The sequence below is a fragment of the Arthrobacter sp. ZGTC131 genome, assembly GCF_002929275.1.
Classification (GTDB): domain Bacteria; phylum Actinomycetota; class Actinomycetes; order Actinomycetales; family Micrococcaceae; genus Arthrobacter.
The window spans coordinates 213,878-238,738 of the sequence record NZ_PJIK01000004.1 but is presented as its reverse complement, the minus strand read 5'-3'; the positions used below and the strand labels follow the sequence as shown (position 1 = coordinate 238,738).

At 66.6% G+C, this 24,861-nt stretch carries 22 protein-coding genes; 8 read left to right on the top strand and 14 right to left on the bottom strand.

Features of this window, described 5'->3' with window-relative positions; all coding sequences use genetic code 11:
- Positions 1-5: 5 nt before the first annotated feature.
- Positions 6-1,160: an acetate kinase gene (locus CXQ90_RS07920; RefSeq protein ID WP_104138234.1), complete on the top strand. Its 1,155-nt coding sequence runs from the start codon at positions 6-8 to the stop codon at positions 1,158-1,160.
- Positions 1,161-1,187: 27 nt separating this feature from the next.
- Positions 1,188-1,748, top strand: a complete 561-nt coding sequence (locus CXQ90_RS07915; protein ID WP_104138232.1) for a GNAT family N-acetyltransferase — start codon at positions 1,188-1,190, stop codon at positions 1,746-1,748.
- A 61-nt stretch (positions 1,749-1,809) separates the two neighbouring features.
- Here CXQ90_RS07915 and CXQ90_RS07910 read toward each other — a convergent pair whose 3' ends face one another.
- From CXQ90_RS07910 to CXQ90_RS07900, 3 genes are read right to left on the bottom strand one after another with little or no spacing between them, the layout of a single operon-like run.
- Positions 1,810-3,345 carry a bifunctional diguanylate cyclase/phosphodiesterase gene (locus CXQ90_RS07910; protein WP_104138230.1) on the bottom strand — a complete coding sequence of 512 codons (1,536 nt, stop codon included), beginning with the start codon at positions 3,343-3,345 and terminating at the stop codon, positions 1,810-1,812.
- Positions 3,335-3,769, bottom strand: a complete 435-nt coding sequence (locus CXQ90_RS07905; RefSeq protein WP_104138229.1) for a hypothetical protein — start codon at positions 3,767-3,769, stop codon at positions 3,335-3,337. The genes CXQ90_RS07910 and CXQ90_RS07905 overlap by 11 nt, the downstream gene beginning before the upstream one ends.
- Positions 3,770-4,825 carry a tol-pal system YbgF family protein gene (locus tag CXQ90_RS07900; RefSeq protein WP_104138227.1) on the bottom strand — a complete coding sequence of 352 codons (1,056 nt, stop codon included), beginning with the start codon at positions 4,823-4,825 and terminating at the stop codon, positions 3,770-3,772.
- Between the two features lie 199 nt (positions 4,826-5,024).
- On the opposite strand from CXQ90_RS07900, the gene CXQ90_RS22350 reads away from it, so the two are divergent.
- Positions 5,025-5,174, top strand: a complete 150-nt coding sequence (locus tag CXQ90_RS22350; protein ID WP_181038482.1) for a hypothetical protein — start codon at positions 5,025-5,027, stop codon at positions 5,172-5,174.
- Positions 5,175-5,306: 132 nt separating this feature from the next.
- Here CXQ90_RS22350 and CXQ90_RS07895 read toward each other — a convergent pair whose 3' ends face one another.
- Positions 5,307-6,953 carry an ATP-binding protein gene (locus CXQ90_RS07895; protein ID WP_104138226.1) on the bottom strand — a complete coding sequence of 549 codons (1,647 nt, stop codon included), beginning with the start codon at positions 6,951-6,953 and terminating at the stop codon, positions 5,307-5,309.
- A gap of 137 nt (positions 6,954-7,090) precedes the next feature.
- On the opposite strand from CXQ90_RS07895, the gene CXQ90_RS07890 reads away from it, so the two are divergent.
- Positions 7,091-7,468 carry an STAS/SEC14 domain-containing protein gene (locus tag CXQ90_RS07890; RefSeq protein ID WP_104138224.1) on the top strand — a complete coding sequence of 126 codons (378 nt, stop codon included), beginning with the start codon at positions 7,091-7,093 and terminating at the stop codon, positions 7,466-7,468.
- On the opposite strand, the gene CXQ90_RS07885 is transcribed toward CXQ90_RS07890, so the two are convergent.
- The 8 genes from CXQ90_RS07885 to CXQ90_RS07845 all read right to left on the bottom strand — a co-directional run bounded on the left by CXQ90_RS07885 (position 7,465) and on the right by CXQ90_RS07845 (position 18,163).
- Positions 7,465-8,286 (bottom strand): class I SAM-dependent methyltransferase, encoded by an 822-nt coding sequence (locus tag CXQ90_RS07885; RefSeq protein ID WP_104138223.1) that lies wholly within the window; start codon positions 8,284-8,286, stop codon positions 7,465-7,467. The genes CXQ90_RS07890 and CXQ90_RS07885 overlap by 4 nt on opposite strands.
- Before the next feature lie 113 nt (positions 8,287-8,399).
- Positions 8,400-10,958, bottom strand: coding sequence for a hypothetical protein (locus CXQ90_RS07880; protein ID WP_104138221.1), 2,559 nt, complete (start codon positions 10,956-10,958; stop codon positions 8,400-8,402).
- 7 nt (positions 10,959-10,965) lie between these two features.
- Positions 10,966-11,712, bottom strand: coding sequence for a peptidoglycan-binding protein (locus tag CXQ90_RS07875; protein WP_258064411.1), 747 nt, complete (start codon positions 11,710-11,712; stop codon positions 10,966-10,968).
- A 167-nt stretch (positions 11,713-11,879) separates the two neighbouring features.
- Positions 11,880-14,120 carry a S9 family peptidase gene (locus CXQ90_RS07870; RefSeq protein WP_181038481.1) on the bottom strand — a complete coding sequence of 747 codons (2,241 nt, stop codon included), beginning with the start codon at positions 14,118-14,120 and terminating at the stop codon, positions 11,880-11,882.
- 611 nt (positions 14,121-14,731) lie between these two features.
- Positions 14,732-14,932 carry a hypothetical protein gene (locus CXQ90_RS23155; RefSeq protein ID WP_181038480.1) on the bottom strand — a complete coding sequence of 67 codons (201 nt, stop codon included), beginning with the start codon at positions 14,930-14,932 and terminating at the stop codon, positions 14,732-14,734.
- Positions 14,933-15,364: 432 nt separating this feature from the next.
- Positions 15,365-17,116, bottom strand: a complete 1,752-nt coding sequence (gene ctaD, locus CXQ90_RS07855; protein WP_104138218.1) for a cytochrome c oxidase subunit I — start codon at positions 17,114-17,116, stop codon at positions 15,365-15,367.
- 131 nt (positions 17,117-17,247) lie between these two features.
- Complete coding sequence (locus CXQ90_RS07850; RefSeq protein WP_104138216.1) at positions 17,248-17,712, bottom strand: DUF4383 domain-containing protein; 465 nt, start codon at positions 17,710-17,712, stop codon at positions 17,248-17,250.
- Positions 17,713-17,740: 28 nt separating this feature from the next.
- Positions 17,741-18,163: a hypothetical protein gene (locus tag CXQ90_RS07845; RefSeq protein WP_104138215.1), complete on the bottom strand. Its 423-nt coding sequence runs from the start codon at positions 18,161-18,163 to the stop codon at positions 17,741-17,743.
- Positions 18,164-18,474: 311 nt separating this feature from the next.
- Here CXQ90_RS07845 and CXQ90_RS07840 point away from each other — a divergent pair, with 311 nt between their 5' ends.
- Positions 18,475-19,890, top strand: a complete 1,416-nt coding sequence (locus CXQ90_RS07840; protein ID WP_258064410.1) for an ABC transporter substrate-binding protein — start codon at positions 18,475-18,477, stop codon at positions 19,888-19,890.
- Between the two features lie 27 nt (positions 19,891-19,917).
- Here CXQ90_RS07840 and CXQ90_RS07835 read toward each other — a convergent pair whose 3' ends face one another.
- A complete protein-coding gene (locus tag CXQ90_RS07835) occupies positions 19,918-20,871 on the bottom strand; it encodes an NAD(P)H-hydrate dehydratase (protein ID WP_181038479.1) in 954 nt (317 codons plus the stop codon).
- Positions 20,855-21,613 (bottom strand): histidine phosphatase family protein, encoded by a 759-nt coding sequence (locus CXQ90_RS07830; protein ID WP_104138348.1) that lies wholly within the window; start codon positions 21,611-21,613, stop codon positions 20,855-20,857. Before CXQ90_RS07830 ends, CXQ90_RS07835 begins: the two co-directional genes overlap by 17 nt.
- Before the next feature lie 228 nt (positions 21,614-21,841).
- Between CXQ90_RS07830 and CXQ90_RS07825 the strand changes: the two genes are divergently transcribed.
- The 3 genes from CXQ90_RS07825 (at position 21,842) to CXQ90_RS07815 (ending at position 24,860) form a co-directional block, all read left to right on the top strand.
- Positions 21,842-22,321, top strand: coding sequence for a hypothetical protein (locus CXQ90_RS07825; protein ID WP_104138213.1), 480 nt, complete (start codon positions 21,842-21,844; stop codon positions 22,319-22,321).
- Positions 22,322-22,465: 144 nt separating this feature from the next.
- Positions 22,466-23,827, top strand: coding sequence for a hemolysin family protein (locus CXQ90_RS07820; RefSeq protein WP_104138212.1), 1,362 nt, complete (start codon positions 22,466-22,468; stop codon positions 23,825-23,827).
- Positions 23,820-24,860: a hemolysin family protein gene (locus CXQ90_RS07815; RefSeq protein WP_104138210.1), complete on the top strand. Its 1,041-nt coding sequence runs from the start codon at positions 23,820-23,822 to the stop codon at positions 24,858-24,860. Before CXQ90_RS07820 ends, CXQ90_RS07815 begins: the two co-directional genes overlap by 8 nt.
- Position 24,861: the final 1 nt, after the last annotated feature.

Below are 24,861 nucleotides of genomic sequence, written 5' to 3'. Positions count from 1 at the left end.
GCCCCATGCTCGTGCTCGTCATCAACTCCGGCTCGTCCTCGCTCAAATACCAGGTGCGTGACGTCGCGGCCGGCAGCATCCTCACGGAGGGGCTGATCGAGAGGATCGGCACATCCAACGGAGGTCAGGGCGACGGCGAAGTGGTGGGCCCGGCGGATCATGCCGAGGCCCTCGAACTGGTGGACGCCGCCATCCACGAGGTGCTGGGTGACCGGGAGCTGGACGCCGTGGGGCACCGCGTGGTCCACGGCGGCGAGCGGTTCGGCGAACCCGTGCTGATCGACAACGAGATCACCCGCGCCATCGAGCGGCTCAACCCGCTGGCCCCGCTCCACAACCCCGCCAACGTGCTGGGCATCCGCGCCATTGCCAAGAAGTGGCCGGAGATGCCGCAGGTCGCAGTGTTCGACACCGCCTTCCACCGCACCCTGCCCGAGCACGCCTGGCGCTATGCCGTGCCGGACGAGCTCTACGCCAACCACGGGATCCGCCGTTACGGCTTCCACGGCACCTCGCACGAATACGTCACGCACAAGGCCGCGGCGCTGCTGGACCTTCCGGCGGAGGAGTTCGACGGCGTGATCGCCCACCTGGGGAACGGCGCCTCGGTCACGGCGATCCGGGGCGGCAAGTCCGTGGACACCTCCATGGGCTTCACTCCGCTGGAGGGCCTGGTCATGGGCACTCGTTCCGGCGACCTTGACCCGTCCATCCTCGTGTTCCTGGCCCGCGTGGGGTGGAACGCGGAGGACCTGGACACCATGCTGAACCGCGAATCCGGGCTCAAGGGCCTGGCTGGCAACAACGACATGCGCTCGGTGGTGGAGGCCTCCGAGGCCGGCGACGCCAAGGCTGCCATGGCGCTCGCCGTCACGTCCTACCGGCTGGCCAAGTACATCGGTGGCTACCACGTGGCCGTGGGCGGGGCGAAGGCGCTGGTGTTCACTGCGGGGATCGGCGAGAACTCGCACCAGTTCCGTGCGCTGGTGGGGGAGCGGCTGGCGGCGCTGGGCATCGATCTCGACGCCAACCTGAACAGTGAGCGGTCCAAGGAACCCCGGGTGATTTCCTCCGCGTCGTCCGCCATTCCAGTGCTCGTGGTCCCCACGGACGAGGAGCGCGCCATCGCGGAGGCGACGGCCGCCGTCGTCGGGGGTTAACCTGTCCCAACCGCGTACCCTCGAACCATGCCCCACATCCCCCTGCCCATCCACACCGAGCGACTAAGGCTGCGCCGGTTCGAGGCCTCGGACCTGGACGCGTTCCATGCCTACCAGTCGCTTCCGGAAACGGCGCGCTTCCTGCTGCGGGATGCCAAGACCTACACCCAGTCCATGGAGACCGTGGGCAGGTACGCCAATTTCGCCTTCGAGAAGGAGGGCGACTGGATCTGCCTGGCCGTCGAGGCCAAGGACCTTCCCGGCCTACTCGGCGAGGTGGTGCTCAAGTGGCTGCCCGGCGAGGGGCAGGCCGAGATCGGCTGGATCATGGCGCCGGAGGGCCGCGGCAAGGGGTACGCCACCGAGGCCGCCCGCGCGCTGCTGGAACTTGGCTTCGGCGCACTGGGCTTCCACCGGATCGATGCCAAGCTGGACGCGCTCAACACCGGTTCGGCCAGGATCTGCGAGCGGCTGGGGATGCGGCTCGAGGCCACGCTCGTGGAAAACTGGCACTACAAGGGTGCGTGGTCCACGGAGCTGATCTACGCCATGCTCGCCGACGAGTGGCGCGCCGGCGTGCCAGCCTGAGGAAAAGCCGGATGGCACCCAGCCGAGGCGCATCGGCGGACAGGGATCAGCCGGGCCAGGATCAGCCGGGCCAGACGTCCTGCCGTGCCAGGCGGGCCGTGAATTCGGCTTCGGGCAGCGGCCGGCTGAAGTAGTAGCCCTGGCCGCTGACGCAGCCGGTGCTTCGCAGGTGCTCGGACTGTTCCGCGGTTTCCACGCCCTCCCACACCGCCTCCAGCCCGCAGGCGCGGATGAGCTGGTGGATTGCCGCAATCAGGGCCGGCTGGGCGGGGTCGCTGCCCAGCGCCGTGAGCAGGGTCCGGTCCACCTTGACGCGGTCCACCGGGAGCCGCCGCAGGTAGCTGATGGAGGAATACCCGGTGCCGAAGTCGTCGATCTCCAGGCCCACTCCGAGCTTGCGGAGGCTGGCCAGCGTGTACCGGTCGAGCTCATTGCCTTGGATGATGGCGCTCTCCGTCAGCTCCAGGACCAGCAGCGCCGGCTCCAGGTCCGCGGATGTGAGGGCGTCGCGGACGTCCTCGATGAATTCGAGGCGCTGCAGGTCGGCGGCGGAGATGTTGATGCGCATGGAGAAGTCGTGCCGCTTGGTTTCCGGATCCGCCCGCCAGCGCCGGAGCTGCTCCACGGAGGCCTTGAGCACCCACTTGCCCAGCTCGGAAATGAGGCCGGTTTCCTCGGCGATGGGGATGAACTCGTCCGGCATGATCAGTCCGCGGGTGGGGTGCTGCCAGCGCACCAGCGCCTCGACGCCCTCGATCCTGCCGGTGGCCAGCTCGATGACCGGCTGGTAGAACAGCACCAGCTGCGAGCCTGCGATGGCTTCGCGCAGTTCGCCCACCAGCTGGTTGCGGAGCTGCCGGGCATGCAGCATGGCCGGTTCGAACACCCGCAGCTTGTTGCGGCCGTCTGCCTTGGAGGCGTACATGGCGATGTCGGCCTCCATGAGCAGTTCCTCGGAGGTCTCGCCGGGGTCGGCCATGCGCAGCCCCAGGCTGGCCCCGCAGCGGATGTGCTTGCCGTCCACCTCGAGGGTTCCGTTGAGGGCATCCAGTATCCGGTTCCCCACTGCCACGGCCTTCGCGGGCGAGGTGGAGGTGAGCAGGATGGCGAATTCGTCTCCGCCCAGCCGGGCCACCATGTCGGAGTCGCGCACACATGACCGGATTCGCCTTCCGACGGCGGCCAGCACCTGGTCGCCGATGGAATGGCCCAAGGAATCGTTGACGCTCTTGAACGCGTCCAGATCCAGCAGCAGCAGCGCCGGCGGCAGCCCGCCGTCGGCCGCCTCCGCCTGGGCGTCGTTGACGGCGCTGACCAGCGCGGAACGGTTGAAGAGGCCCGTCAGGGAATCGGTGAGGGCCATTTGCTGCAGCTCCCGGTGCGCAGCGTTGAGCATCTGCGTGCGGGATTCAACCCGCTGCTCCAGCTCCTGGTAGATGATCTGGAGGTCTTCGGCGAGCAGGTTGGTGCCCATGATGACCGCGTCCAGCTCATCCCGGGCGTCGGAAATTTCAATGCGCGAATGGAGCTCCCCCGAGGCGAGCCGGACAATGCCGTCGAGGAGCCGCCCCAGCCGGGGATCGCCGTCAGAGAACATGGTCCAGGCGTTTCAACCAGTCAAGGGCTTCGCCATCCGACGTGAAATATCGTGCCGGGACCGAGCTGAACTCCCCGCCCAGGAGGAAATGCCCGAGCAGCCTATCCACCGGGCCCTCGCCAACAACCGCCCAGGCAGACACGAAGGGAATAGCCGCGTAGGCGGCACGCGCGGCGCGGCTCACGGACCCCACGCCGGTCAGTTCAAGTACGACGGCGACCCTCCGGTCACCGGCAAGCTCACCGAGTTGCTCGCGCAGCTGGGCGGCGGACGCTTCATCCAGGTCAGCGCCGCGGCGCAGCACGGCCTTGACGGCGACGTCCGGCAGTGCCGAAAGGGAGACATGGGATGCGGGCAGTCCGCCGGCCTCCCGCTGCAGCGGTTGCTCCGGCGGAGAGCCTGGAGCCACAGTTGTTTCGGACACTTACCCCCCTTGCAAGAACTGCTGCTGGTTCTCGACGGATGCCAGGAACGTTCGCACCGTTGCGCTCCGCTCCGGTGCAGCAGCCGTATCAAACAGCGTAGCCGCCTCTTGCAGTCTCTGCAGGGATTCGTCGTTTGATCCTTGGGCCATGAGCGCCTTGCCCAGGACGAAGGACGCCTCTGCGGCGGTCTGGGTTGCGAGGACGGGGAACTTGCTGCGGAGCGGCTCGAGGAGGTTGACGGCCGACTCCATGTCGCCCGTGAGGTAGTACCAGTGGGCCCGTACCAGGGACATTTCCAGCATGTCGCGTTCGCTGCCGCCCACAACTTCGGTGGCCAGCTCGGCCCGTTCGATGCAACGGAGGGTCGCGGCATCGCCGAGCTCGGCGTGCAGGCGCATCTCGGCCGAGCCACGGTTGAAGCGGGCCCAAAGATCCACGTCCTTGGATGGTGATAGCTGGCCCGCTGCGAGGTCATGGTAGTGGCTGCCCTCGGTGACCCGGTTGCTCAGGAATGCAACGTTGCCGATCACCCAGTAGGCCTTGCCGGCCGTGTCCTCGTCAACGTGGTCGGTGAGCAGCGATTCGAGGTCCCGGCACTCCCGCCATGCTTCCTCTAGCCTGCCGCTTTCGGCGAGGGCTGCGATGAGGGCCTGCTGGGCCTGGATGTGCAGGTACACGTTTTCGAAGTCGCCGGCCACGAGGCGGGCGGCGGCGGCCGCGGCCTGCACAGCGTCCGGAAGCCTTCCCACGCCCTGCAGGGCCACTGCCAGCACGACATTGGCCCGGGCCCCAAGGTCCGCAGAGGAGGCCGCGATCGGATGTTCGGCAAGTCGCCGCGCAAAATCCACGCATTCGTCGACTGACCCCTGGTCCAGCAGGCATTCCGCCTGGAGCAGCACCATCTTCCACCAGCGCAGGTCATCGCCGGCATCCCGGGCCAGCTCCGCTGCTTCCCCGGCCTGAGTGAAACCTGCACTGTAGTCGCGCCGCTTCCAGCTTTCGCGGGCAGCCAATTCTGTGATCACGAAGGGGGACAGATCGCGCGGCATAGGCATGCTGACAATTATCCATGCCGGGGCGCCGAACGCAGACGTTCGCTTGCGGAATAACGCTTGTTACGGCAGTTGCTGCGAGTGCCAGGAATTCTGCGGAATTTCTTCGGAAATGACAGCAATTGACTTGACTAAAACTTGAGGTTGAGACCGTATACTGTGCCGGTAATAAGTAATTCACCTCACAACGAAAGGACAGCGGATGAAGAAAGTAGCCGCAACACTCCTCATGACGGGCATCCTGGCTGTGGCCGGTTTCGCTGCTCCTGCGAACGCCGCGCCGAAGAAGGACGCCACCACCTCGTCGTCGACGGAGACCAACTCCGCCCAAATCGGCTGGTGGCCTCACTAAATTGTCGTGGTCTCAAACGCGATTTTGGACTGCCCCGGACCATCGGTCCGGGGCAGTTTTCATTGTCGGGCGTATGAGCGGTTCCGCGCCCGTTAGATTGGGCCGCGCTTGTTAAGGCGGGCCCCGAGCCCGTTAGGGTCCGGTCAGCGGCAGGTGGACCGAAACGGTGGTTCCCGAGCCCAGAACGGACGTCAGGTCCAACGAACCGCCGTGGCGGTTCACGATGTCGTGCGCGATCGCCAGCCCCAGCCCGCTGCCCGGCACGGCCGCAGAGGAAGCGTTCGAAGCCCGGTAGAACCGGGTGAAGACCTGGGAAATCTCCTGCTCGGGAATGCCCACGCCGCTGTCCGCGACCCTGACGACGGCGGACGGCGTGCCTTCCCCGGCAGTCTCAGGCATGAAGCTGATACTGATGCGGCCGCCGTCGGGTGTGAACTTGATGGCGTTCGCCACGATGTTCGTGAAGACCTGCTCGAGCCGGGCTTCGTCGGCATGGATCTTGACGTCCTCGTGGGCATCGGCGCCGGTGATGGTGACGTTCCGCGAGTCGGCAAGCGGACGCAGCGCAGCCACTACGATTCTCAGCACCTGGCCCAGTTCCACCTGCTTGAGGTTCAGATTTCCGGAGCCGTCCCGCTGCGACACCGTGAGCATGTCCTCGATGAGGCGCCGGAGCCGGTCCGAGTTCCGCGAGATGACGTCCATCATGGACTCGATGCCTGGAGGCACGGGGCCGCCGGCGCCGTCGCGGATCATGTCGAGGTAGGCCGTGATGGACGTCAGCGGCGTGCGGAGCTCGTGGTTGACGGTGGCGAGGAAGTCAGTCTTGGCCTTGTCCAGTTCCCGGAGCTGGTGCAGTACCTGCACCTGCGCACTGATCAGGTGCCCCTGGATGAGGCTGTGGGCGAGGTTTCCCGCCACGTGCTGGATCAGGGCGATCTCGGCCCGGGTCCATTCGCGTGGCGCGTCCAGCTGGGTGATCCAGATGATGCCCAGGGCAGTCTCGCCGTCGCCCACGGGAACCGCGATCGATGACCGGACCGAGGGCAGCCCGCACCAGTTCTGTAGCCCTTCGGCGAGCGGAGATGCCTGATCGGTCTCGTGATCCACCACGGCAAGGACCTCGGCGTCTGCCCAGAGCGAGGTGGCCAGTTCGCGGGCCGCCTCCTCATAGGATCCAAGAGTCTTGGGAAGCGGCGCCCGCCCGGGCTTGCACCACTGGGCGCTGATCCGGGGCACGCGGGTGTCCTGGAACGTGGTAAACCAGACGTGGTCCGTGCCCAGTGACTCTCCGAAGCCCCGCACGAGGTGCTCGGCCATCTGCTGGGGGCTGTTGGTGCCGCGGATGGCTGCGGAAACGTTGCGGAGGCTCTCGCGCAGGAATTCCGCTTCAGACCGGATCCTGCGGCGTTCACTGGCCCGGCCGATCAGCGTTTCAACGCGGTGGGCCACTTCCTCCACGTCGGTTTCGCGGGAAACGTAGTCCGCGATGCCCCACGACTCAAGCCGGGCCAGGTCAAAGTCTTCGGCGAGATCCACAATGAGGAGCACCGGCGTGCCCTCCCACATGTACCCGTCAGCAAGTGCCGTATCAAGAAGCACGACGGCGGCGTGGTTGCGTTCCAGCGCGGCAGCGAGGGCTTCGGCGTCGGACGCCGTCCGGACCGTGTAGCCGGCATCCGCGAGGACGGAAGCGGTGGATTTCAGGCGTTCCGCATCGGGTATGGCGATGATTGCGTCGCGCGCTGCGGAAAGATGTTCCGGCGATGCCTGGACCACTGTGCCCCCTGTTGTGCGCCAGCCCTTGCGGCTACCCGTGATTTTCGACTCACATTATCAGCCCGCGGACCGCATTGGTCGCGGGCGCATGGGCCTGTAGCTTGATAATTGTCCCAATAGCCACCGCGGAGGTCTTGATGGTGAATGCCGATGTCAGCGGCCGCAACAGGCTCTTCGATTTAGCACTGGACCCCGAGGGGCTCCTGCGTCTGACGTGGGTCCGGGGAGCGGTCATTTCCGAGGCGGACGCCGAGGCCGCCATGGAGCGGGTCAATGCCCTCTGCGGGGAGAGCCGCCATCCCATGCTCGTGGACATGGCAACCACCGCGGACGTGAGCCGTGCCGCGCGGGCCGTGTTCGGCCGGCCCTGCCAGGCGTCGAGGATTGCGCTGCTCGGTTCCTCACCCGTGGACCGGGTGATTGCCAACTTTTTCCTGGGCATCACCAAGGTGCCGTGTCCCACGAAATTCTTCACGGTGGAGCGGGAAGCCCTCGCCTGGCTCAAGGGATCTTAGCCTGCCACCGGTTGGCGGGCCTGCAGCACGGCGAAGTAGCCCGGGATCTGCTCGGACCCGGTAGCGGACGTCAGCGGACGGGTTTCGATGCTGGCCGGGCCGTCCTCCACCACGTCCCACCGCAGCTCCGGAAATGCCCGCTTGCGCTGTACCGGACCGAAGCGGCCGGGCATGGGCAGGCCGCGGATTGCCCTCTCCAGCGGGGCCGGGATGGAGTGCAGTGTGGCCCCGAGGTGGCTCACGTATTCGATGGCGTTGCCGCGAAAATCCGTCTCGGCGAGGAACACGCGCCCGCGTTTTCCCACCAGCGGCTGGAGCTGCTCTGCCAGTGCGGCCTGCGCCGGTCGCTTCAGCACATGCAGGACACCCCGGATGAAGATGTTCGCTTCTCCGGCCATGCCGGCGGCCGCCAGGGCCTCCATCACCATGCGCGATGCCCCGGGGGCGGTCATGTCGGCCGCCAGGTACGACACCCGCTCCAGGTCGGCGGATTCGGCGTGCGCCCGGGCGATCGCATTGGGGGAGACATCCACGCCCAGTACATGCGGGAAGTGCGCCGCTAGCCTCCGGCTGAAGGTGCCGTTGCCGCAGCCGACGTCCACGATCGGCAGGTCCGGGTTCAGCTGCCGCTTCAGCTGTTCCACGTAGCCCAGCATCTCGTGGTCGTCGCCGGAATCCCACAGCACGTCGCCGCGGGCGCCGCTGGTGCGGACGCTGCCCCAGAACTGGTCCCAGGCCTCCCGCGGATCCTTGGGCGCCGCGGAGGACAGTTTCACCAGTTTGGGGACCAACAGGTACTTCTTCAGCGCCGAGAGCATCGTCCAAATATATGCGCTGCACCCCGGAGTTCCGCCGGTTCACCAAAAATGGTCGCCTGGGCGTCACCGTATGCGGCCATTTTTGGTGAAGGGCTATCCGGTGAAGGGCCATCCTAGGGCGCGGCTGCGGCCTGGCTGGGTGTTGCCGGATCCGCGCCCTCAGCTGGAGCGGCCGCCGGATCAGTCGTGGCCGCCTGGCTGGGAGTCGGCCCAGGAACCGTGCTTCCGGGAGCGGGCTCGCCCGGATCAGTCGGCGCGGTTGACGGGACAGGTTCCGGTGTCGCGCCGGGTGTCGGCGCGACCGGGGCCGAGGTGCCGGAACCAGGCCCCGTGCCGGGCTCAGAACCGGGCTCAGAACTGGGCTCAGAGCCGGGTCCGGAGCCGGGTCCGGGCGTAGCCGTCGAACCGGGTGACGGCTCGGTGCCCGGCGCGGCGGTGCCTGTGGAAGCACTGGGGTCGTTCCGGATGAGCTCCATGAGCTGTTCCTTGTAGGCGGTCAGCCGCCCCTGGATTTCGGAGAGGGGGACATCCTGCAGCCCGCGCCCGAATTCCGCGATTTCCTGCCACAGGGTGGTGAGCCGGGCCATGCCGTCGTCGCTGAGGGGTCCGTCCAGGGTCAGGACCAGCTGGCTGGCCAGGGCATACGTCAGGCACCGCACGCAGTTGTAGTTCGCGGCCGCGGACAGATTCTCGGGCACCACCACGTCCGCCTGGCCCACGATCAGCACCACCTGGAAGCCGACAGCAACCGCCGCGCAGTCTGTGCAGTTGGCGAAGGCGTAGGCCTCGTTGCGCGTATCCACGGGTCCGCCGTCAGCCCACACGAGCGCGAAGGCGACGTCGTAGGTCACCGAGCCGTCGGTGGTGTTGACGGCGAGGGCCTGGTTGCCGTCCTCGTCCGGGCCGGCGGGTTTGTCGAAGGGAAAGACCCACGACGGCGCAGGGGCGGCTGTGCGGTCATCCGCACCTTGGCTCGGTTCGTCGCCCTGGGCGGTAGTCGTCCCTGCCCGCGGTACGAGTACCAGGCTGAGCTGCGGCTTGTCCCGGGTGGGCAGCGCGGCGCCGTCCGGCCACAGAGCCACCGTCTGGCCTGCCCGGCCTTCACGCAGGGTCCCGTCTCCGCCGGAGAGGGCGGGATAGATCGAGGATGTGGCGTCGAAGAGTGTTCCCCGTTCGTAGGGCTGCACGGGGAGGTAGTTGTCCGCGGCGGGCCACCAGGCCCAGGCCAGCCCGGCGGCAACCGCAGCGATGGCGGCCATGGCAGTTCCGCGCCGCAGCGGCTTTCCCTTGGTCTTCGCCCACAGGCCGGTCACGAGTTGCCGTGCCAGCCGGAGCAGCATGTACCCGATGCCCAGGACGGGAAGAGCGATGGCGGCAATCGCCAGGACCCGCACGGCCGCGTCCGCGAAGTTGCCATTCGAAAGGCTGCCGGCGAGCATGGCCTGCTGGTCTTGGAAGCTCGCCCAGGCCGTGCCCAGCAGCCGCGGGAGCGTGAGAACCATGAGCACCACGCTGATCAGGAGCAGTGGAACGGTCACCAGGACCCATGCCGTGATGATGGCGCGGGCCCAGGGTTTCAGCGCCTGCGCTTCGGGCTCTGGCTTGCCCCAGCGCCACGGCAGGAGCCCCAGCAGCGTGGGCCGGATCCGCTGGAACAGGTCCGGCACGCCGGTCGCGTCGGCCAGGATGTGGTAACCGTCGAAGCGGACCAGGGGGAGGAGCTGGCGGACCATCTGCAGGATCTGCGTGAGCACCACCAGCAGCAGCGCATCGAAGCCGGTGGCCCACCAGATGCCCATGATGGCCACGGCAACAATGGCATTGAAGTACAGGCCGCCCACGTCGGTCCGCAGGCGGCCGCCCCTGCCCAGGCGGTAGGAGTCTGTGACATCCGTGAAGAACGCGGGCCAGACCAGGTAGAGGCCTGCGCCCATCGCGCCCGGCGTCGCTCCTCCCCGGCGCGCCCCGGCGGCATGGCCGAATTCGTGAAATCCGGCGGACAGGATGGTGACGGCGAAGATCAGCAGCAGCAGCCCGGGGTTGGCGAAGGCGTCGTGGGTGGCCGATGCCAGGCCCTTGACCATGAGGACCCACCAGCAGGAGGCCAAGAAAGCCACGGTGACGGCCGCGACGAGGAGCGGATGGAAGAGCGCCGCGAACGGGGCGGTCAGCCTGCGCGTTCGCTCCGGATCCGTGACGGTATAGCGGAAGCGCATCCCCAGCAGGGGATCGGACTTCCGGACCTCGGGTTGGGATCCATGGGCGAGCTGCAGCAACCCTAGCGGCAGCAGTTGGTCCCCAACGAGCGTCCGGACGTTGTCGGCGCTGACGAGCCGCCCGAACCGGGAGCTGGTCAGCTCCGCAATTTCGTCGATGCCCCGCACGCCGTCGACTGCTTCCAGCACCAGGAACAGCAGCCGGGTCAGCTGGATCGTCTGGCCGTCGGCACGGCGCACCAAAGACGGCGCGTCCCGGTAGCCGGAGCCCTTGGCTTCGCCGATCAGCTGGATGCCCTCGGCGCGGACAGGCACCTCGCGTCGGACGGTGGCGACGGCGGCCGGGGCACCCGGCGCTGATGGGGCGCCCGGATCGGAAGCCGCCGTCGGGATGGCGGGCGTGGGGGAATGCGGCGGGTCGTCCAAGCTGGACGGCCCGCCGGGCGCAGTGCTCATGCAGGAACTACTGCTGGAGATCGGACTGCTGGTCGGCGGAGGCGGTGGCTTCGCCATCGATGTTCTGCGTGATGATGGCATCCTGCTGGGCCACCGCGAAGGCATCGCTGTCGATGGATCCGATGTTGGCGGCAACGGCGGCATCGATCGGCGCGGCCACGTTGGCGTTGGCCGCCACGGCCCCGTTGATCGGCGCGGCGATGTCGGCGTCTGCGGCAAGGTTCACGTTGACGTTCAGGAGGTCGCCGTCGAGCGCTGCGGCAGGATCCACGGGAAGGGCTCCGACATCCGGCAGCGTGCCATCGGGAAGAGTCCCGTCGGGAAGCGCGCCGTCGAGTACCTGGCCGCCGTCCACTGGTCCGTCCACTGTTCCGGTGCCGGGGGACGCCGGAGTCCCGCCGTCCGCGGTTCCCGCGTCCGCCGTGCCCGCGCCCTGGGTGATGGTGCTGTCCTGGGTGGACTCGGCAGTGGCGTCCGCGGTGATCCCCTGGTTGATGATGACGCCCTGGTCGGCAAGGGCCTGTGACTCGGAGCCGAAGGAAAGAATGTTGGCCGAAGCCGCGGCGTCAATCGGGGCGGCGACGTTGGCATTGGCCGCCACTGCGAGGTCGATCGGCGCGGCGGCGCTGATGCCCAGATCGAGGTCGGCATTGAGGTCAAGTACGGACGCGACTTCCTTGTCAGGCAGGGCTGTACCCGCCTGGGCCTTCAGTTCGTCGTCGGAAAGCGGGGTCAATCCCTGTTCATTGCTCACGCTATGCTCCAGTTCCGGCACCGGATGCCCAGCCCCCAGCGGACAGGTGCACCGACGGTGCCCGTATGCGGGTCAATAGTAAGCATGGTTACGATTTATCTGCATCGAATGCTCCGTAGACGCCCTTTCTGAGTCATCAAAAGGGCGTCTACGGAGCAAGCGATGAGCTACTTCAGCCCGGCGCCGGGCAGCAGTTCCGTGGCGCCGAGGGAGTCGGCAATGAAGGCATAATCCCAGGCGCGCTCGTGCCACTGCACGTACCGGCCCGAGGCTCCGCCGTGGCCGCCGTCCATCTCGATCTTCATGACGATCGGCTCGGTGCCCGTCGTCATGGAGCGCAGGACCTGCACCCACTTGGCGGGCTCGACGTACAGGACGCGGGTGTCATTGAAGGACGTCACGGCGGCGATCTTGGGGTAGGCCGCCTCGCGGACATTCTCGTACGGCGTGTACGACTTCATGTACTGGTACACCTCGGGGTCGGTGATGGGGTTGCCCCACTCCTCCCACTCGAGCGCGGACAGCGGCAGCTCCGGATCCAGAATGGTGTTCAGTGCGTCCACGAAGGGCACCTGCGCCAGCACGGCGGCGTACTTCTCCGGCGCGAGGTTGGCCACGGCGCCCACGAGCAGGCCGCCCGCGGACCCGCCGATGGCCGCGATCCGGTCCGGCGCCACCCAGCCGGACGCCGCCAGCCAGTCCGTGGCCGCGATGAAGTCCGTGAAGGTGTTCTTCTTGGTGAGCTTCTTGCCGTTCTCGTACCAGTGCCGGCCGAGTTCGCCGCCGCCGCGGATGTGAGCAATGACGAAGACGATCCCGCGGTCCAGCAGCGAGAGCCGGGCCACACCGAACCCCGGGTCCATGCTCAGCTCGTACGAGCCGTAGCCGTAGACGAGCCCGGCCGCGGTGGAATCCTGGGCGACGGACTTGTGCCGCAGCACCGAGAGCGGGACCTTGGTGCCATCGGGTGCCTCGGCCCATTCGCGGGTGGCAACGTAGTCGGCGGGGTCGTAGCCGCCCAGCACCGGGCTTTCCTTCCGGAGCAGCAGCTCCCCGGCCGGCCGCTCCGGGGTGGGAAGCACGAAGTCGTAAACGCGTGACGGCGTGAAGTAGGACGTGTAGCCCAGCCGGATCACGGGTGCCTCGTAGTCGGAGCCGCCAACGCCGGACGTGTACAGCTCCTCGTCGAATGCCGGTTCCACGGGCGGCTCCTGGGCGGGCGTGCCCAGCCCGGCCAGGGACATCACCTGGACCCGTTCGATGGTGTCCTTGCGGACCGAGACCACCAGGTGCGTGGACGTGACGCCCGCACCGTTGACGCGGACGTCGTCGGAATGCTCGACGACGGTGGTCCACTGCTGCTCGGCCAGCGGCTTGGTGAGCTCGGCCGGGTCAACCAGCGAGACCATCGAGTTCGCAGCGTTGCGGTTGTGCGTGATGAGGATGCGTTCAGCTTTTTGCCCGTCCGGGCCCTCGAGCAGGAAGGGCTCGGCCTCGTACAGGACCCGTTCGTCGCGGGAAATCACGGTGGTGAGGCCGCCGTCGGGGTCGTCAAACCGCAGCAGGCGCGTTTCGCTGTACTCGGAGCAGCCGATGCCCAGCACGAGGTGACGCCGGTCCGAGGAGAGCTCGAAGCCCAGCCACATGGCGACGTCGTCCTCCTGGTAGATCACGGCGTCGTCGGCGACCGGCGTGCCCAGCACATGGGCCTTGACCTGGTACGGCCGCCACGAGTCGTCCACCACGGTGTAGAAGATCCGGGTGCCGTCGGGGGAGAACGAGACCCCGTAGAAGACGTTCTCAATGACGTCCGGCAGCAGCTCGCCGGTGCGGAGGTCCTTGATGCGCAGGGTGAAGCGTTCGTCGCCGGAATTGTCGACGGCGTAGGCGTAGAGGTTTCCGTCCACGGTCACGGCCGTGCCGCCCACCGAGAAGAACGGCTTGCCCTCGGCTTCCACGTTGCCGTCCAGCAGGACTTCTTCGCCGGGAATTTCGACGCCGGCCTCCACCGCCGGGGGAGTCCAGTCGGCCACCGGGTTGGCGGTGTCCTGGGCCCTGACACGGCACTGAATTCCGTACTCCTTGCCCTCCACAGAGCGGCTGAAATACCACCAGCCGTCCTTGCGGTTCGGAACGGACAGGTCTGTCTCCTGGGTGCGGCCCTTGATCTCCTGGAAGATGGCTTCGCGCAGGGGTCCCTGGTGGGCGGTGACGGCTTCCTGGTAGGCGTTCTCGGCCTTCAGGTGCGCCACGACCTCCTCGGATTCCTTGTCCCGGAGCCACTCGTAGGAGTCCACGAAAGTGTCCCCGTGGTGCGTGCGCTCGGCAGGTACCTTCTTGGCGACGGGCGGCAGGGGAACGGCAGCGGCGGGGGTGGTGGCGGAGTGCTGCAGCGGAGTCTGGGTCATTCCCTCAATATATAGAGCCGCACTGACATTTGGGCGGCCGTTCGCTACCGGGGGAGAGCGGGAATCGTTGCCAACCAGGGCACCGCAAAGTCTGTCGCCCGCTCCCGGCCCGGGCGTATCCTGAACTCGCGTCCGCCAAACCGGAACCAATCGAGCAGCCGAGGGGCAGCCATGACAATTCCGCCAGTGCACGAACCCGAGCCGTTCCCGCCGGAGCCCGGCCCCGATCCCATGCCGCCGGATCCCTCGCGGCCAGCGCCGCCGAACCCCTTCCCTACTCCGGAACCTCCGGGCCCGCTTCCGGTGCCGGACCCCGGGCCGGCGCCGCTCCGTCCGGACCCGACCCGCAGCTGACCGGACCGCAGCTGACGGGCCGCTTCGCCGCCGACGCACGGTCGATAACGCGGGGGTACGCACGGCCAGATCCGAAGGATTTCGGCCCATGCGTGTCTCCGCGGTGCTGTGACGTGGGAGAGGTCCACGCAGGAGCGTGACGCAATATTTGGTCTTCTGCTGTTATCTCCGTCACATGCAGGTTATGGTTGTTCTCGGTCGCAGCGTCGCGACCGTGCATGAGGGGAGAAGTTTTCTTGAACCACAAGCTTAAGGTTTTAGTCCGTTTGGACCTCGAATGCGGTGAAGCTCAAGTCGCCGCCCAGGGCCACGTAACCGCCCAAAGCATCCAAGCTCTTTACGTCGTTATGAAGCGCGCCAACCATCTCAGGCAGGGTCTTCAGCTCGTTGTGGACATCTCCCACGCGCGCGTCGAAGCCTCGGCTCTTGAACAGCTCCGGGAATGCTCCGAAACCCACCACCTGCCGCGGTCGATCGACCCGATGCAGTCCGAATGTAACGTCCGCGTTTTGGCACCGTCCGACGTCGGCTCTCGAACCATTGCAGGCAGGGTCCCGGTAGCCGCGGCTGCTTGAGACCCACCGGCAGATAGCCGGCCGCAGTTTTCCGGCTGCGGACAATCGGCTGCTATGACTCGACTGCTGGTACTCGGCAGCGGGGAACGCAGCCGGACAGCCGCCGGAACCAAAACCTTTCCAGGACGCAGGCCTTGCAGGAAGTAAGCCCTGGGGCCGCGTCCAGGATATTAGCCTCCAGGAATTTGGAGTCCGGAACTTGCGCGCTCAAAACTGGCAGCGACGAGGATGATCGGCGCCCCGGATTCGCAGCGCCGGCATTTGCAACGCAGGGATGATCAGCGCCGAGCGGTGATCAACGCCCGCCGGTAATCGCTACTTGTCCGGACTCGGGTTCTTCGGGTCGCGTGAGCCGATGTCGGCCGCGCCCAGGACTTCGGCGGCAGCACTGTGCGTCGTCTCGTGTTCGCGCACCCGCAGCTCCGGGTGGTGCAGGTCCAGCGCCGGGCGTTCTGAACGGATGCGCGGGAGTGACGTGAAGTTGTGGCGCGGCGGCGGGCAGGATGTTGCCCATTCCAGCGAAGCCCCGAAGCCCCAGGGATCGTCCACTTCAACCCGCTCGGCACGGCGGGCAGTGATGAAGACGTTCCAGAAGAACGGGATGATGGACGCTCCCAGCAGGTACGAGCCCAAGCTGGAGAACTGGTTCATCCAGGTGAAGTTGTCCTCCACCAGGTAGTCCGCGTAGCGGCGGGGCATGCCTTCAACGCCGAGCCAGTGCTGGATCAGGAACGTGCCGTGGAAGCCGAGGAACAGCATCCAGAAGTGGATCTTGCCGAGGCGTTCGTTGAGCATCTTGCCCGTCCACTTGGGCCACCAGAAGTAGAAGCCGGCGAACATCGCGAACACCACGGTGCCGAACACCACGTAGTGGAAGTGCGCCACCACGAAGTAGGAGTCGGAGACGTGGAAGTCCAGCGGCGGGGAGGCCAGGATGATGCCGGTCAGGCCGCCGAAGAGGAACGTCACCAGGAAGCCCAGGCTCCAGAGCATGGGGGTCTCGAACGTCAGCGAGCCGCCCCACATGGTGCCGATCCAGTTGAAGAACTTCACCCCCGTGGGGACCGCGATGAGCATGGTCATGAAGGCGAAGAACGGCAGCAGCACCGAGCCGGTGACGTACATGTGGTGCGCCCACACGGTCACGGACAGTGCGGCGATGGCGATCGTGGCGTAGACCAGGCCCTTGTAGCCGAAGATCGGCTTGCGGCTGAAGACCGGGAAGATCTCCGAGACGATGCCGAAGAACGGCAGCGCAATGATGTACACCTCGGGGTGGCCGAAGAACCAGAACAGGTGCTGCCACAGCACGGCACCGCCGTTTTCCGGGTCATAGATGTGGGCACCGAACCGGCGGTCCGCCCCGAGGCCGAACAGCGCGGCGGCCAGCGGCGGGAAGGCCATGATCACCAGGACTGCCGTGACCAGCGTGTTCCAGCTGAAGATCGGCACGCGCCACATGGTCATGCCGGGGGCGCGCATACAGATGATGGTCGTGATGAAGTTGACCGCGCCCAGGATGGTGCCGAAGCCGGAGAGCGCCAGGCCGAAGACCCAGAGGTCACCGCCGACGCCGGGCGTGAAAGTGGTGTTGTTCAGCGGAGCGTAGGCGAACCAGCCGAACGACGCCGCACCCTGCGGGGTGATGAAGCCGGACATCGCGATGGTCGAACCGAAGAGGAAGAACCAGAACGCCAGGGCATTCAGCCGCGGGAAGGCAACGTCGGGTGCGCCGATCTGCAGGGGCATGATGACGTTCGCGAATCCTGCGAACAGCGGGGTGGCGAACATGAGCAGCATGACCGTGCCGTGCATGGTGAACAGCTGGTTGTACTGTTCCTTGGTCTGCAGGACCTGCATGCCGGGTTCGAACAGTTCGGCGCGGATGAGCAGCGCCATCACGCCGCCGAGGAGGAAGAAGATGAATGAGGCGATCAGGTACATGTACCCGATGGTCTTGTGGTCCGTGGAGGTGACCCACTTGACCACCATGTTGCCTTTTTTGCGGGGCACCACGCGGGGAGCAGCGGTAGCGGTCAATCCTGCTGTGTGCTGATATGCGGTCATCGTGCCACTCCCCGGCGTCGCGCTTCACCGCCCCTCGTCAGGGGCTGGGGTGCCGGCCGGACCGTGAACGGTTCGCAGAACCGACGGCATCAGGATATCCCCGGGCGGCACCCCGGCAAAAGGGCAATCGATCAGTGCCCGGTCACTGTCCCGCGGACGCCGGTGTTTTGGCGGGACAGCAGCAGCGCCAAAGCGATCATGGCGACGCCCAACAGGAAGTGCAGCCAATTGTCCGCGGTGTTGACCGGGACAAAGTTGGCGGGCGTGTCGTGGCCGATCAGCAGGCCGTAAATCCAAAGGACCAGGTAGACGATACCGCCGTACAGGAGGAAGTTCTTTGCCTGCACGGCCGTGCGGCCCATGAGGATGCCGGCCACGCCGAAGAGCAGATGGACAATGTTGTGCAGGATGGAAACCTGGAAGACGCCCAGAAGCATTGCTTCAGACAAGTGCCCGGAGAAGCCCAGCGACGCGTAGTTGGTGGTTATTCCGGGGATGAAACCTAGGATGCCAACGAGCAGGAATACTGCCCCGACAGCCTGGGACGCCAGCTGCAAGCGGGACCTTGCACCAGCCGTGTTATGGGTAGTAGCCATTTTGCCCTCTCCTTTATTGTTGACCGGATCAGTCCGGCACTTCCATCCGGAACCCGCAGCCGCATCGCAGCACGCGTGTGGGTAGATGGACATCGTGGATGGTGTGACGCCGGGCCAGCTCATGGCCGTAAATGCTGCTGGTTCCGGAGCTGACCGAGGCCATCGGTGTTGCGCAGTGGAAGTATTCACCGCCGAACTGGAGGACGCCCATCACCTGGCCGTGGCGGTTCAGGATGGCGGCGACGTCGTGGACGCTTGCCGCGTGGGCGTAGAAGAAATCGCATTCAACGCACGTGTAGGACACATCCACCAGGCCCTCTTGTGGCGGATGCAAGGCCTCGATGGACTCGACGATCAGATATTCGTCCGTCCCGCATTCGGGGCACCATAGGCGATCACCGGACGGGCGGTGCGCCCCGCCGGGAAGGTGGGCGTTGGAGATGGTCGACATCGACGGGCTCCTGTTATTGGGCTTCCTTGCCCCTAACTTCTTGAGGTCAATCCCACGCTTAAAATAACCCGCGCCAGCCCGGCAAACAAGAGCCGCCGGTGCGTCGCCGGAGCCCGGAAACCGGGGCCGGAGCCGTCCGCACCCCACGACCGCCGGCAGCCTATTGCGAATGGGACTGATTGCGCACCTGCTACTGACACTCCGTCTACATTTGGATACTCTTGACAGACAAGGTTTCGCGGTTGTAACGAAGCCACACACGCAGCTTTGCTGCACCTGTTCTGCGGTTACCTCCAGGCAGGAGCGACCAAGTGAATAGAACCAGGCGCCGGGCCAAGACCGCGTTCGTTTCTGTGGTTTCGCTGGCAGCAGCCTTGGTGGCGGGTTGCACGCCAAGCGACGGCCAGCAGCCAGATCCCGGTGTGACGGAACCCCACGCCATTACTGTGTGGATCACAGACACGCTTCCGGACCGCATGGCCAAGTCCCGTGCAATCATTGAACGGTTCCGCGCCGACACCGGCGTGAGCGTGGACCTCGTGGGCGTGCCCGCACACCGCTTCAACCAGATCGTGACCTCGTCGGCAGCGTCGGGCAACCTCCCTGACGTGATTGGTTCCATTTCGCTGGGCCAGGTCCGGACCTTCGCCGCCAACGGTCTGGTGGATACGGACGTCAACGCCAGCATCATCCTCGCTCTGGGCGAGCACACGTGGTCCCCGCGGGCGCTGGAACTGACCCGGGAAGGCAGCCAGCAGCTGTCCGTTCCGGACTCCTCCTGGCAGCACCTCCTGTACTACCGGAAGGACCTGTTCGACCGTGCCGGCCTGGCGGTGCCCAAGACATACGCAGACATCATGGCGGCCGCAAAAACGCTAGACACCCCCCAAATGGCGGGCATCGTCGCTGCCAACAAGGCCGGCCAAGCATTCACGCAACAGTCATTCGAGCACATCGCACAGGCTAACGGCTGCGAAATGGTCAACGCCAAGGACGGCATCACGTTCGAGAGTCCTCAGTGTGTGGCTGCGCTCACGTTCTACCGCGACATGCTGAAGAGCTACTCCGTGCCCGGGGTCCAGGACATCGACACGGTCCGGAACGCGTACTTCTCCGGCAAGGCGGCCATGGCCGTCTGGCCCACGCTGATGCTGGACGAGCTGGCGGGCCTGCGCACCGACGTCAAGCCCAGCTGCCCGGAATGCATCGCAGATCCCGGCTTCCTGGCCAGGAACACGGGAGTGGTGGCCGGCCTCCATGGTCCTGACGGCAAACAGCCGGCGCAGTTCGGCGAGATCACGTCCTGGACCGTCACCAACGACTCGGACACCGACCCTGCCCGCCAGTTCGTGGAATACGTCATGAGCGACGCGTACGCTGACTGGCTGGCCATCGCCCCGGAGGAACGCCTCCCCGTCCGTGCCGGCAGCGCCGGCAAGCCGGCCGAATACAGTGCTGCGTGGAAGACCATGCCGATGGGGCCGGGCACAAAGGAACCGCTGGGCAAGTTCTACTCGCAGGATGTGCTCTCTGTCCTGCTGCAGGGCCCCGAGGAGGTCGGGCACTGGGGCATCATCCAAGGCCGAGGTGATCTTGTGGGCGCTTCGCTGGCGGAGCTGCCCATTGCCAAGGCCGTCAGCGACGTTACGGCCGGCCGCGCCGACCCCAAGGCGGCAGCGCACAGGGCCGCAGTCTCGCTCCGCTCGATTCTGGGTTCCATGAGGTGACAGGCTCCGCGAAGCAAAGGCGAAAGCCTACGTATTTAGCTCCATCATGAGCGGCGGCAGCTCGTCGGCCAATTCCCGCGCCAGGAAGCCGAGACTGCCCATCCTGCTGGCGAGCCTGTCCGCCGCGGCGGCGTGAAGGTGGGTGCCCCAGCAGGCGGCCTGGGCGTCGGTGGTGCCGCGGGCGCGAAGTCCCGCGATGGCACCGGCAAGGATGTCGCCGCTGCCTGACGTTCCCAGGCCGCCGTAGCCGGTGGTGATCTCCCAGCGCTCCGCACCTTCGGGAGCATCCCCGCCCGGCGGACGCGCGATCAGGCCCTGGCAGCTCACCACCGCACCGTACTTCTCCGCTATTTCGACGACGTCGGCGGCCAAGTTGTCAGTGTCCCGCCCCAGCAGGATGCCGGCTTCGGTGGGGTTGGGTGTGAGGATCAGGCGCCCCGCCCAGGGTTCCAGTTCGTCCAGCAGCTTTGGCAGGCAGCCCAGCGCATAGGCATCCAGGATCACGGTGGGTCCGCCGGCCTTGCCGCCCCCGGAGCCGCCCTTGGCGCGGGGTCCCGACTCCCGCGCGGCTTCCCGCCGCAGGAGTTCGCGCAGCAGCGCCTCGGTCTCGTCGATGTCGTCCAGGCCCGGCCCGATCAGCACGGCATCGGCCGCATCCAGGTCCTCGGCCAATGCCTTGAGCCCGGACGCGCCCACCGATCCGCCGTCGGATTCGGGCAGCCCGATCACTCCGGCCTCGGGAAGCGTAACGGCCAGCTGCACCGCCACGGACTCCGCCACAGCCAGTGTGAGCCGGCCGGCCCCCGCACGCAGGGCAGCGGTTCCGGCCAGCAGCGCTGCTCCCGGAGTGCGCCGGGCGCCGCCGATCACCAGCACCGCGCCGCGGGAATACTTGTCCGCCCCGGCGGACGGCAGCGGCCAGTCGCGGAGCAGCGACGGCGTGATCTGTTCGGGGGAGGCGGACTCAGCGCGGGTGGACACTGGCATCCCCTGCGTGCTCGGTCACCTGAACGCCCTGCTGGGTGAGGTGCTCGGCCACGTTGAAGCTCTCCAGCGTCCACGGCCCCACGCCGTCAGGCCGCACATACCGGGTGACGGAGGCGTTGAGGACCGTGGTGCTCGCCGCGAGGTCCAGGAGTTCGTGCTCGGACATGCCCTCCAGGACGTAGCGGAACAGCAGCACCACGGCATCGTGGCACACCAGCATCACTCGGTGGCCGCTGCCCAGCGCGTTCAGTTCGCCGAGCACGGATCGCAGCCGCAGCGCCACGTCCGCCCAGGATTCCCCGCCCGGCGGCCGGTAGTAGAACTTACCCAGCCACCGCCGTCGTTCTGCTTCTTCGGGAAGCCTGTTCTCCACGCCGAGGCGGGTGAGCATGTCCAGAATGCCCAGTTCGCGGTCGCGGAGCCGCTCGTCGGTGCGGACGGCCACCGGCCAGCCCGCCGTCTCGACGGCAATTTCGGCTGTCTGGTAGGCGCGCATATAGGGGGAGGAAATCACGACGTCGGGACGCAGCTCTTCGGGGACGTCCGCCAGTGCGCGGCCCAGGGCCTGTACCTGTTCCCGGCCTGTGGAGGACAGCTCCACGTCGGCGTCGCGGGCGGGGACGTCGATCACGTCGGCGCCGGACTCCTGGGCGGCCGTCGCCGCCACATTGCCCTGGCTCTCGCCGTGCCGGACCAGGATGAGTTCCACCGCGCCCGCAGTCCGGCCGGCGGGCACCGTTCTGTCATTTATCGCTGTGTCACTGACCGCTTTGCCGTTGACTGCTCCGTCATTGCCCACGTTTTCCACTCCCCGTTGCCTTTGGCGTGAATCCTCCACGTTACTAGCGACGTACCCGCCCGGCCAGCAAAATAACTCATCCGGCCCAATACGGTCGTGGCGGCCCCTGATAGGGCTAGGGTGGGAAGCGTCGGCAATCGCCGCGAAGACCCTCAAGGAGGGCGCATGGACTCCAAGCAATCCAGCTCCGAACAGTTCGGGAAGCACCTGAAAAGTGTCGGCGGCTCAGAGGGCGACGTCAGTGGCTCCGCCTACGTAGTGACAGAGGAAGACACCGTGGAGAGCGTGGTGTCGGGCATGCGGATGAAGCAGCAGGAGAACGGTGGCGCCGCCAGCAAGCCGTCCATCCTCCACGCCTCCGCGGAGGTTGCGATCAGTCGGCGCGATGAGCATGATCCGGCCCATCACCCCGGGACGTCGCAGCGAGGGGAGTATCAGCTGGATATCCATTTCGGCGGGGACCACAGTACCCGGGAGCCCATCCCGGAGGCAGACCTGGAGGCTGCCCAGATCTGGGCGCAGGGGCGGATTGAAGCCGCGGGCGCGGACTTCGGCGCCATCTACTTTCCGACTGGAGGAGGCATCGCGCCAGGCTCGGGCGCGCTTGAATGCCGTTACGACCGTGCGGTGGGCTGGTACAGGTAGGGCCGCAGCAGTTTTTCGCTCGAAGCGAAGCGCGGTTGCGGGCCGGTAGACTTGAACGCACTATGGACGACCCTCCTTCACATATGCCCTGGCCCCTCGACGTCCTGACCGGTTCCCCGGTCATCAGCGGAGAGGGGCGCCCGAATGTATGAATGGATCATGATCGGCATCGGCCTGATCCTCACGGTCGGAACGGGGCTGTTTGTCGCCTCGGAATTCGCGCTGGTCAACCTGGACCGCAACGACCTTGAAGCGCGCCAGGCGCGCGGCGAGAAGCGCCTGGGGCCCACCATCAAGGCGCTGAAGATCACCTCGACGCACCTTTCCGGCGCGCAGCTTGGCATCACGCTGACCACCCTCCTCACCGGGTACACATTTGAGCCGGCCATCAGCAAGCTGCTGAGCGGGCCGTTGCTCTCCGCCGGCCTGCCTGAATCCATGGTTCCCGGCGTGGGCGCAGTGGCCGGCATCTTCATCGCCACCATTTTCTCGATGGTACTCGGCGAACTCGTCCCGAAGAACTTCGCACTGGCCCTTCCGCTGGCCACGGCGAAGCTGGTCGTGCCCTTCCAGGCCGTTTTCACCGCGGTTTTCAAGCCCGTCATCCTGCTGTTCAACAACACGGCGAATTCGATCATCCGCTCCGTCGGGATCGAACCGAAGGAAGAGCTCTCCGGGGCCCGCAGCGCCGAGGAACTCAGTTCCCTGGTGCGCCGCTCGGCGCTCGAAGGTGTCCTTGACCTGGACCACGCGGCCCTGCTGCACCGGACCCTGCGGTTTTCGGACCACACGGCGGCAGATGTCATGACCCCGCGGGTGCGGATGTCCGCCGTCAATGCCGATGACACCGCCGGGCAGATCGTCAGCCTGGCCACCTCCACCGGCTACTCGCGGTTTCCGGTGATCGGCCGGGACCGGGACGACGTGCTGGGCGTGCTGCACGTCAAGCAGGCCTTCGCGGTTGCCCTCGCTGAAAGGGACGCAGTCCGTGCCGCGGACCTCATGATCAAGCCGCTCCTGGTGCCCGAATCCATGGGCGTGGACTCGCTCCTTGGCCTACTCCGCAAACAGGGCCTGCAGGTGGCCATCGTCTCGGACGAGCACGGCGGAACGGCCGGCATCGTCACATTGGAAGACCTCGTCGAGGAGATCGTGGGCGAACTCGAGGACGAACACGACCGCGCCCGCACCGGCGTCGTCCGGACGGGCCGCTCCATCACCTTCGACTCGTCCCTGCGCCCGGACGAGCTCCTGGACCGGACCGGCATCGCCGTCCCGGACGGCGAGGAATATGACACGGTGGCCGGCTTCGTGGCCGACATGCTGGACCGCATCCCGGAACTGGGGGACGAGGTAGAGGTCGACGGCGGGACGCTGAGGGTGGAGCGCGTGATGGGCACGCACGTGGAACGCCTGCGGTTCACCCCGGATGGTTCGCAGGAGCCGCCACAAAGCGAGCATGACCGGATCGTTGACAACCTGACGCGGGAGCTGACCCATGAGTGAATATCTTCCGGGCATCGTCTGGCTCGCCGTCCTTCTGGTGGTCAACGCCTTCTTCGTCGGCGCGGAATTCGCCGTCATCTCCGCCCGGCGCTCGCAGATCGAACCCAAGGCGGAGGCCGGCAGCAAGGCGGCCAAAACCACGCTGTGGGCGATGGAGCACGCCACGCTCATGCTCGCCACAAGCCAGCTGGGCATCACCGTCTGCTCCCTGGTGATCCTGAACGTCTCCGAGCCGGCCATCCACCACCTGCTGGAGATTCCGCTGGGACTGACGTCCCTGTCCGGTGAAGCGATCGGAATCATCGCCTTCGTGACCGCCCTGCTGCTGGTGACCTTCCTGCACGTGGTCCTGGGCGAGATGGTCCCCAAGAACATCTCGTTCTCCGTGCCCACCCGCGCCGCGCTGATCCTGGCGCCGCCGCTGGTGATGGTGGCCAGGGTCTTCAAGCCGGTGATCTGGGCCCTGAACGGCATCGCGAACTCCATCCTCCGCCTGTTCAGGGTCGAGCCCAAGGACGAGGCCACCAGTGCCTACACCCTGGACGAGGTGGCGAACATCGTTGAGCAGTCCACCCGGGACGGGCTCCTGATAGACAACAGCGGCACCCTGACGGCGGCGTTCGAGTTCACCGCCAAGACTGTCGCGGACGTCGAGGTGCCCATCGGTGAGATGGTGCTCCTTCCGGAGTCCGCCACCCCGGCGGACATCCAGCAGGCGGTCGCCCAACACGGCTACTCCCGCTACATCCTCACCAATGGCGACGGCGATCCCACCGGCTACCTGCACCTCAAGGACGTCATGGACCTCACCAGCCCTGAAAAGTTCAACCAGGCGGTGCCGGCCAAGCGGATCCGCCGGCTGGCCTCGGCGTTCAGCGGCAGTGAACTTGAGGACGCCCTGGCCACCATGCGTCGCACCGGCGCCCACGTGGCCCGGGTGTTCGATGCGCAGGGAAACACCACCGGCGTGCTGTTCCTTGAGGACATCATTGAGGAACTCGTCGGCGAGGTTGAGGACGCCACCAGCGCCTGAC

Excerpts from the sequence above, each read along its gene's own strand:
- CXQ90_RS07850 (WP_104138216.1), bottom strand. The coding sequence starts at position 17,712 with ATGGCTACTACCCATAACACGGCTGGTGCAAGGTCCCGCTTGCAGCTG.
- CXQ90_RS07900 (WP_104138227.1), bottom strand. The coding sequence starts at position 4,825 with ATGCCTATGCCGCGCGATCTGTCCCCCTTCGTGATCACAGAATTGGCT.
- CXQ90_RS07885 (WP_104138223.1), bottom strand. The coding sequence starts at position 8,286 with ATGCTCTCGGCGCTGAAGAAGTACCTGTTGGTCCCCAAACTGGTGAAA.
- ctaD (WP_104138218.1), bottom strand. The coding sequence starts at position 17,116 with ATGACCGCATATCAGCACACAGCAGGATTGACCGCTACCGCTGCTCCC.
- CXQ90_RS07825 (WP_104138213.1), top strand. The coding sequence starts at position 21,842 with ATGGACTCCAAGCAATCCAGCTCCGAACAGTTCGGGAAGCACCTGAAA.
- CXQ90_RS07890 (WP_104138224.1), top strand. The coding sequence starts at position 7,091 with ATGGTGAATGCCGATGTCAGCGGCCGCAACAGGCTCTTCGATTTAGCA.
- CXQ90_RS07880 (WP_104138221.1), bottom strand. The coding sequence starts at position 10,958 with ATGAGCACTGCGCCCGGCGGGCCGTCCAGCTTGGACGACCCGCCGCAT.
- CXQ90_RS22350 (WP_181038482.1), top strand. The coding sequence starts at position 5,025 with ATGAAGAAAGTAGCCGCAACACTCCTCATGACGGGCATCCTGGCTGTG.
- CXQ90_RS07915 (WP_104138232.1), top strand. The coding sequence starts at position 1,188 with ATGCCCCACATCCCCCTGCCCATCCACACCGAGCGACTAAGGCTGCGC.
- CXQ90_RS07820 (WP_104138212.1), top strand. The coding sequence starts at position 22,466 with ATGTATGAATGGATCATGATCGGCATCGGCCTGATCCTCACGGTCGGA.
- CXQ90_RS07815 (WP_104138210.1), top strand. The coding sequence starts at position 23,820 with ATGAGTGAATATCTTCCGGGCATCGTCTGGCTCGCCGTCCTTCTGGTG.
- CXQ90_RS07845 (WP_104138215.1), bottom strand. The coding sequence starts at position 18,163 with ATGTCGACCATCTCCAACGCCCACCTTCCCGGCGGGGCGCACCGCCCG.
- CXQ90_RS07870 (WP_181038481.1), bottom strand. The coding sequence starts at position 14,120 with ATGACCCAGACTCCGCTGCAGCACTCCGCCACCACCCCCGCCGCTGCC.
- CXQ90_RS07910 (WP_104138230.1), bottom strand. The coding sequence starts at position 3,345 with ATGTTCTCTGACGGCGATCCCCGGCTGGGGCGGCTCCTCGACGGCATT.
- CXQ90_RS07920 (WP_104138234.1), top strand. The coding sequence starts at position 6 with ATGCTCGTGCTCGTCATCAACTCCGGCTCGTCCTCGCTCAAATACCAG.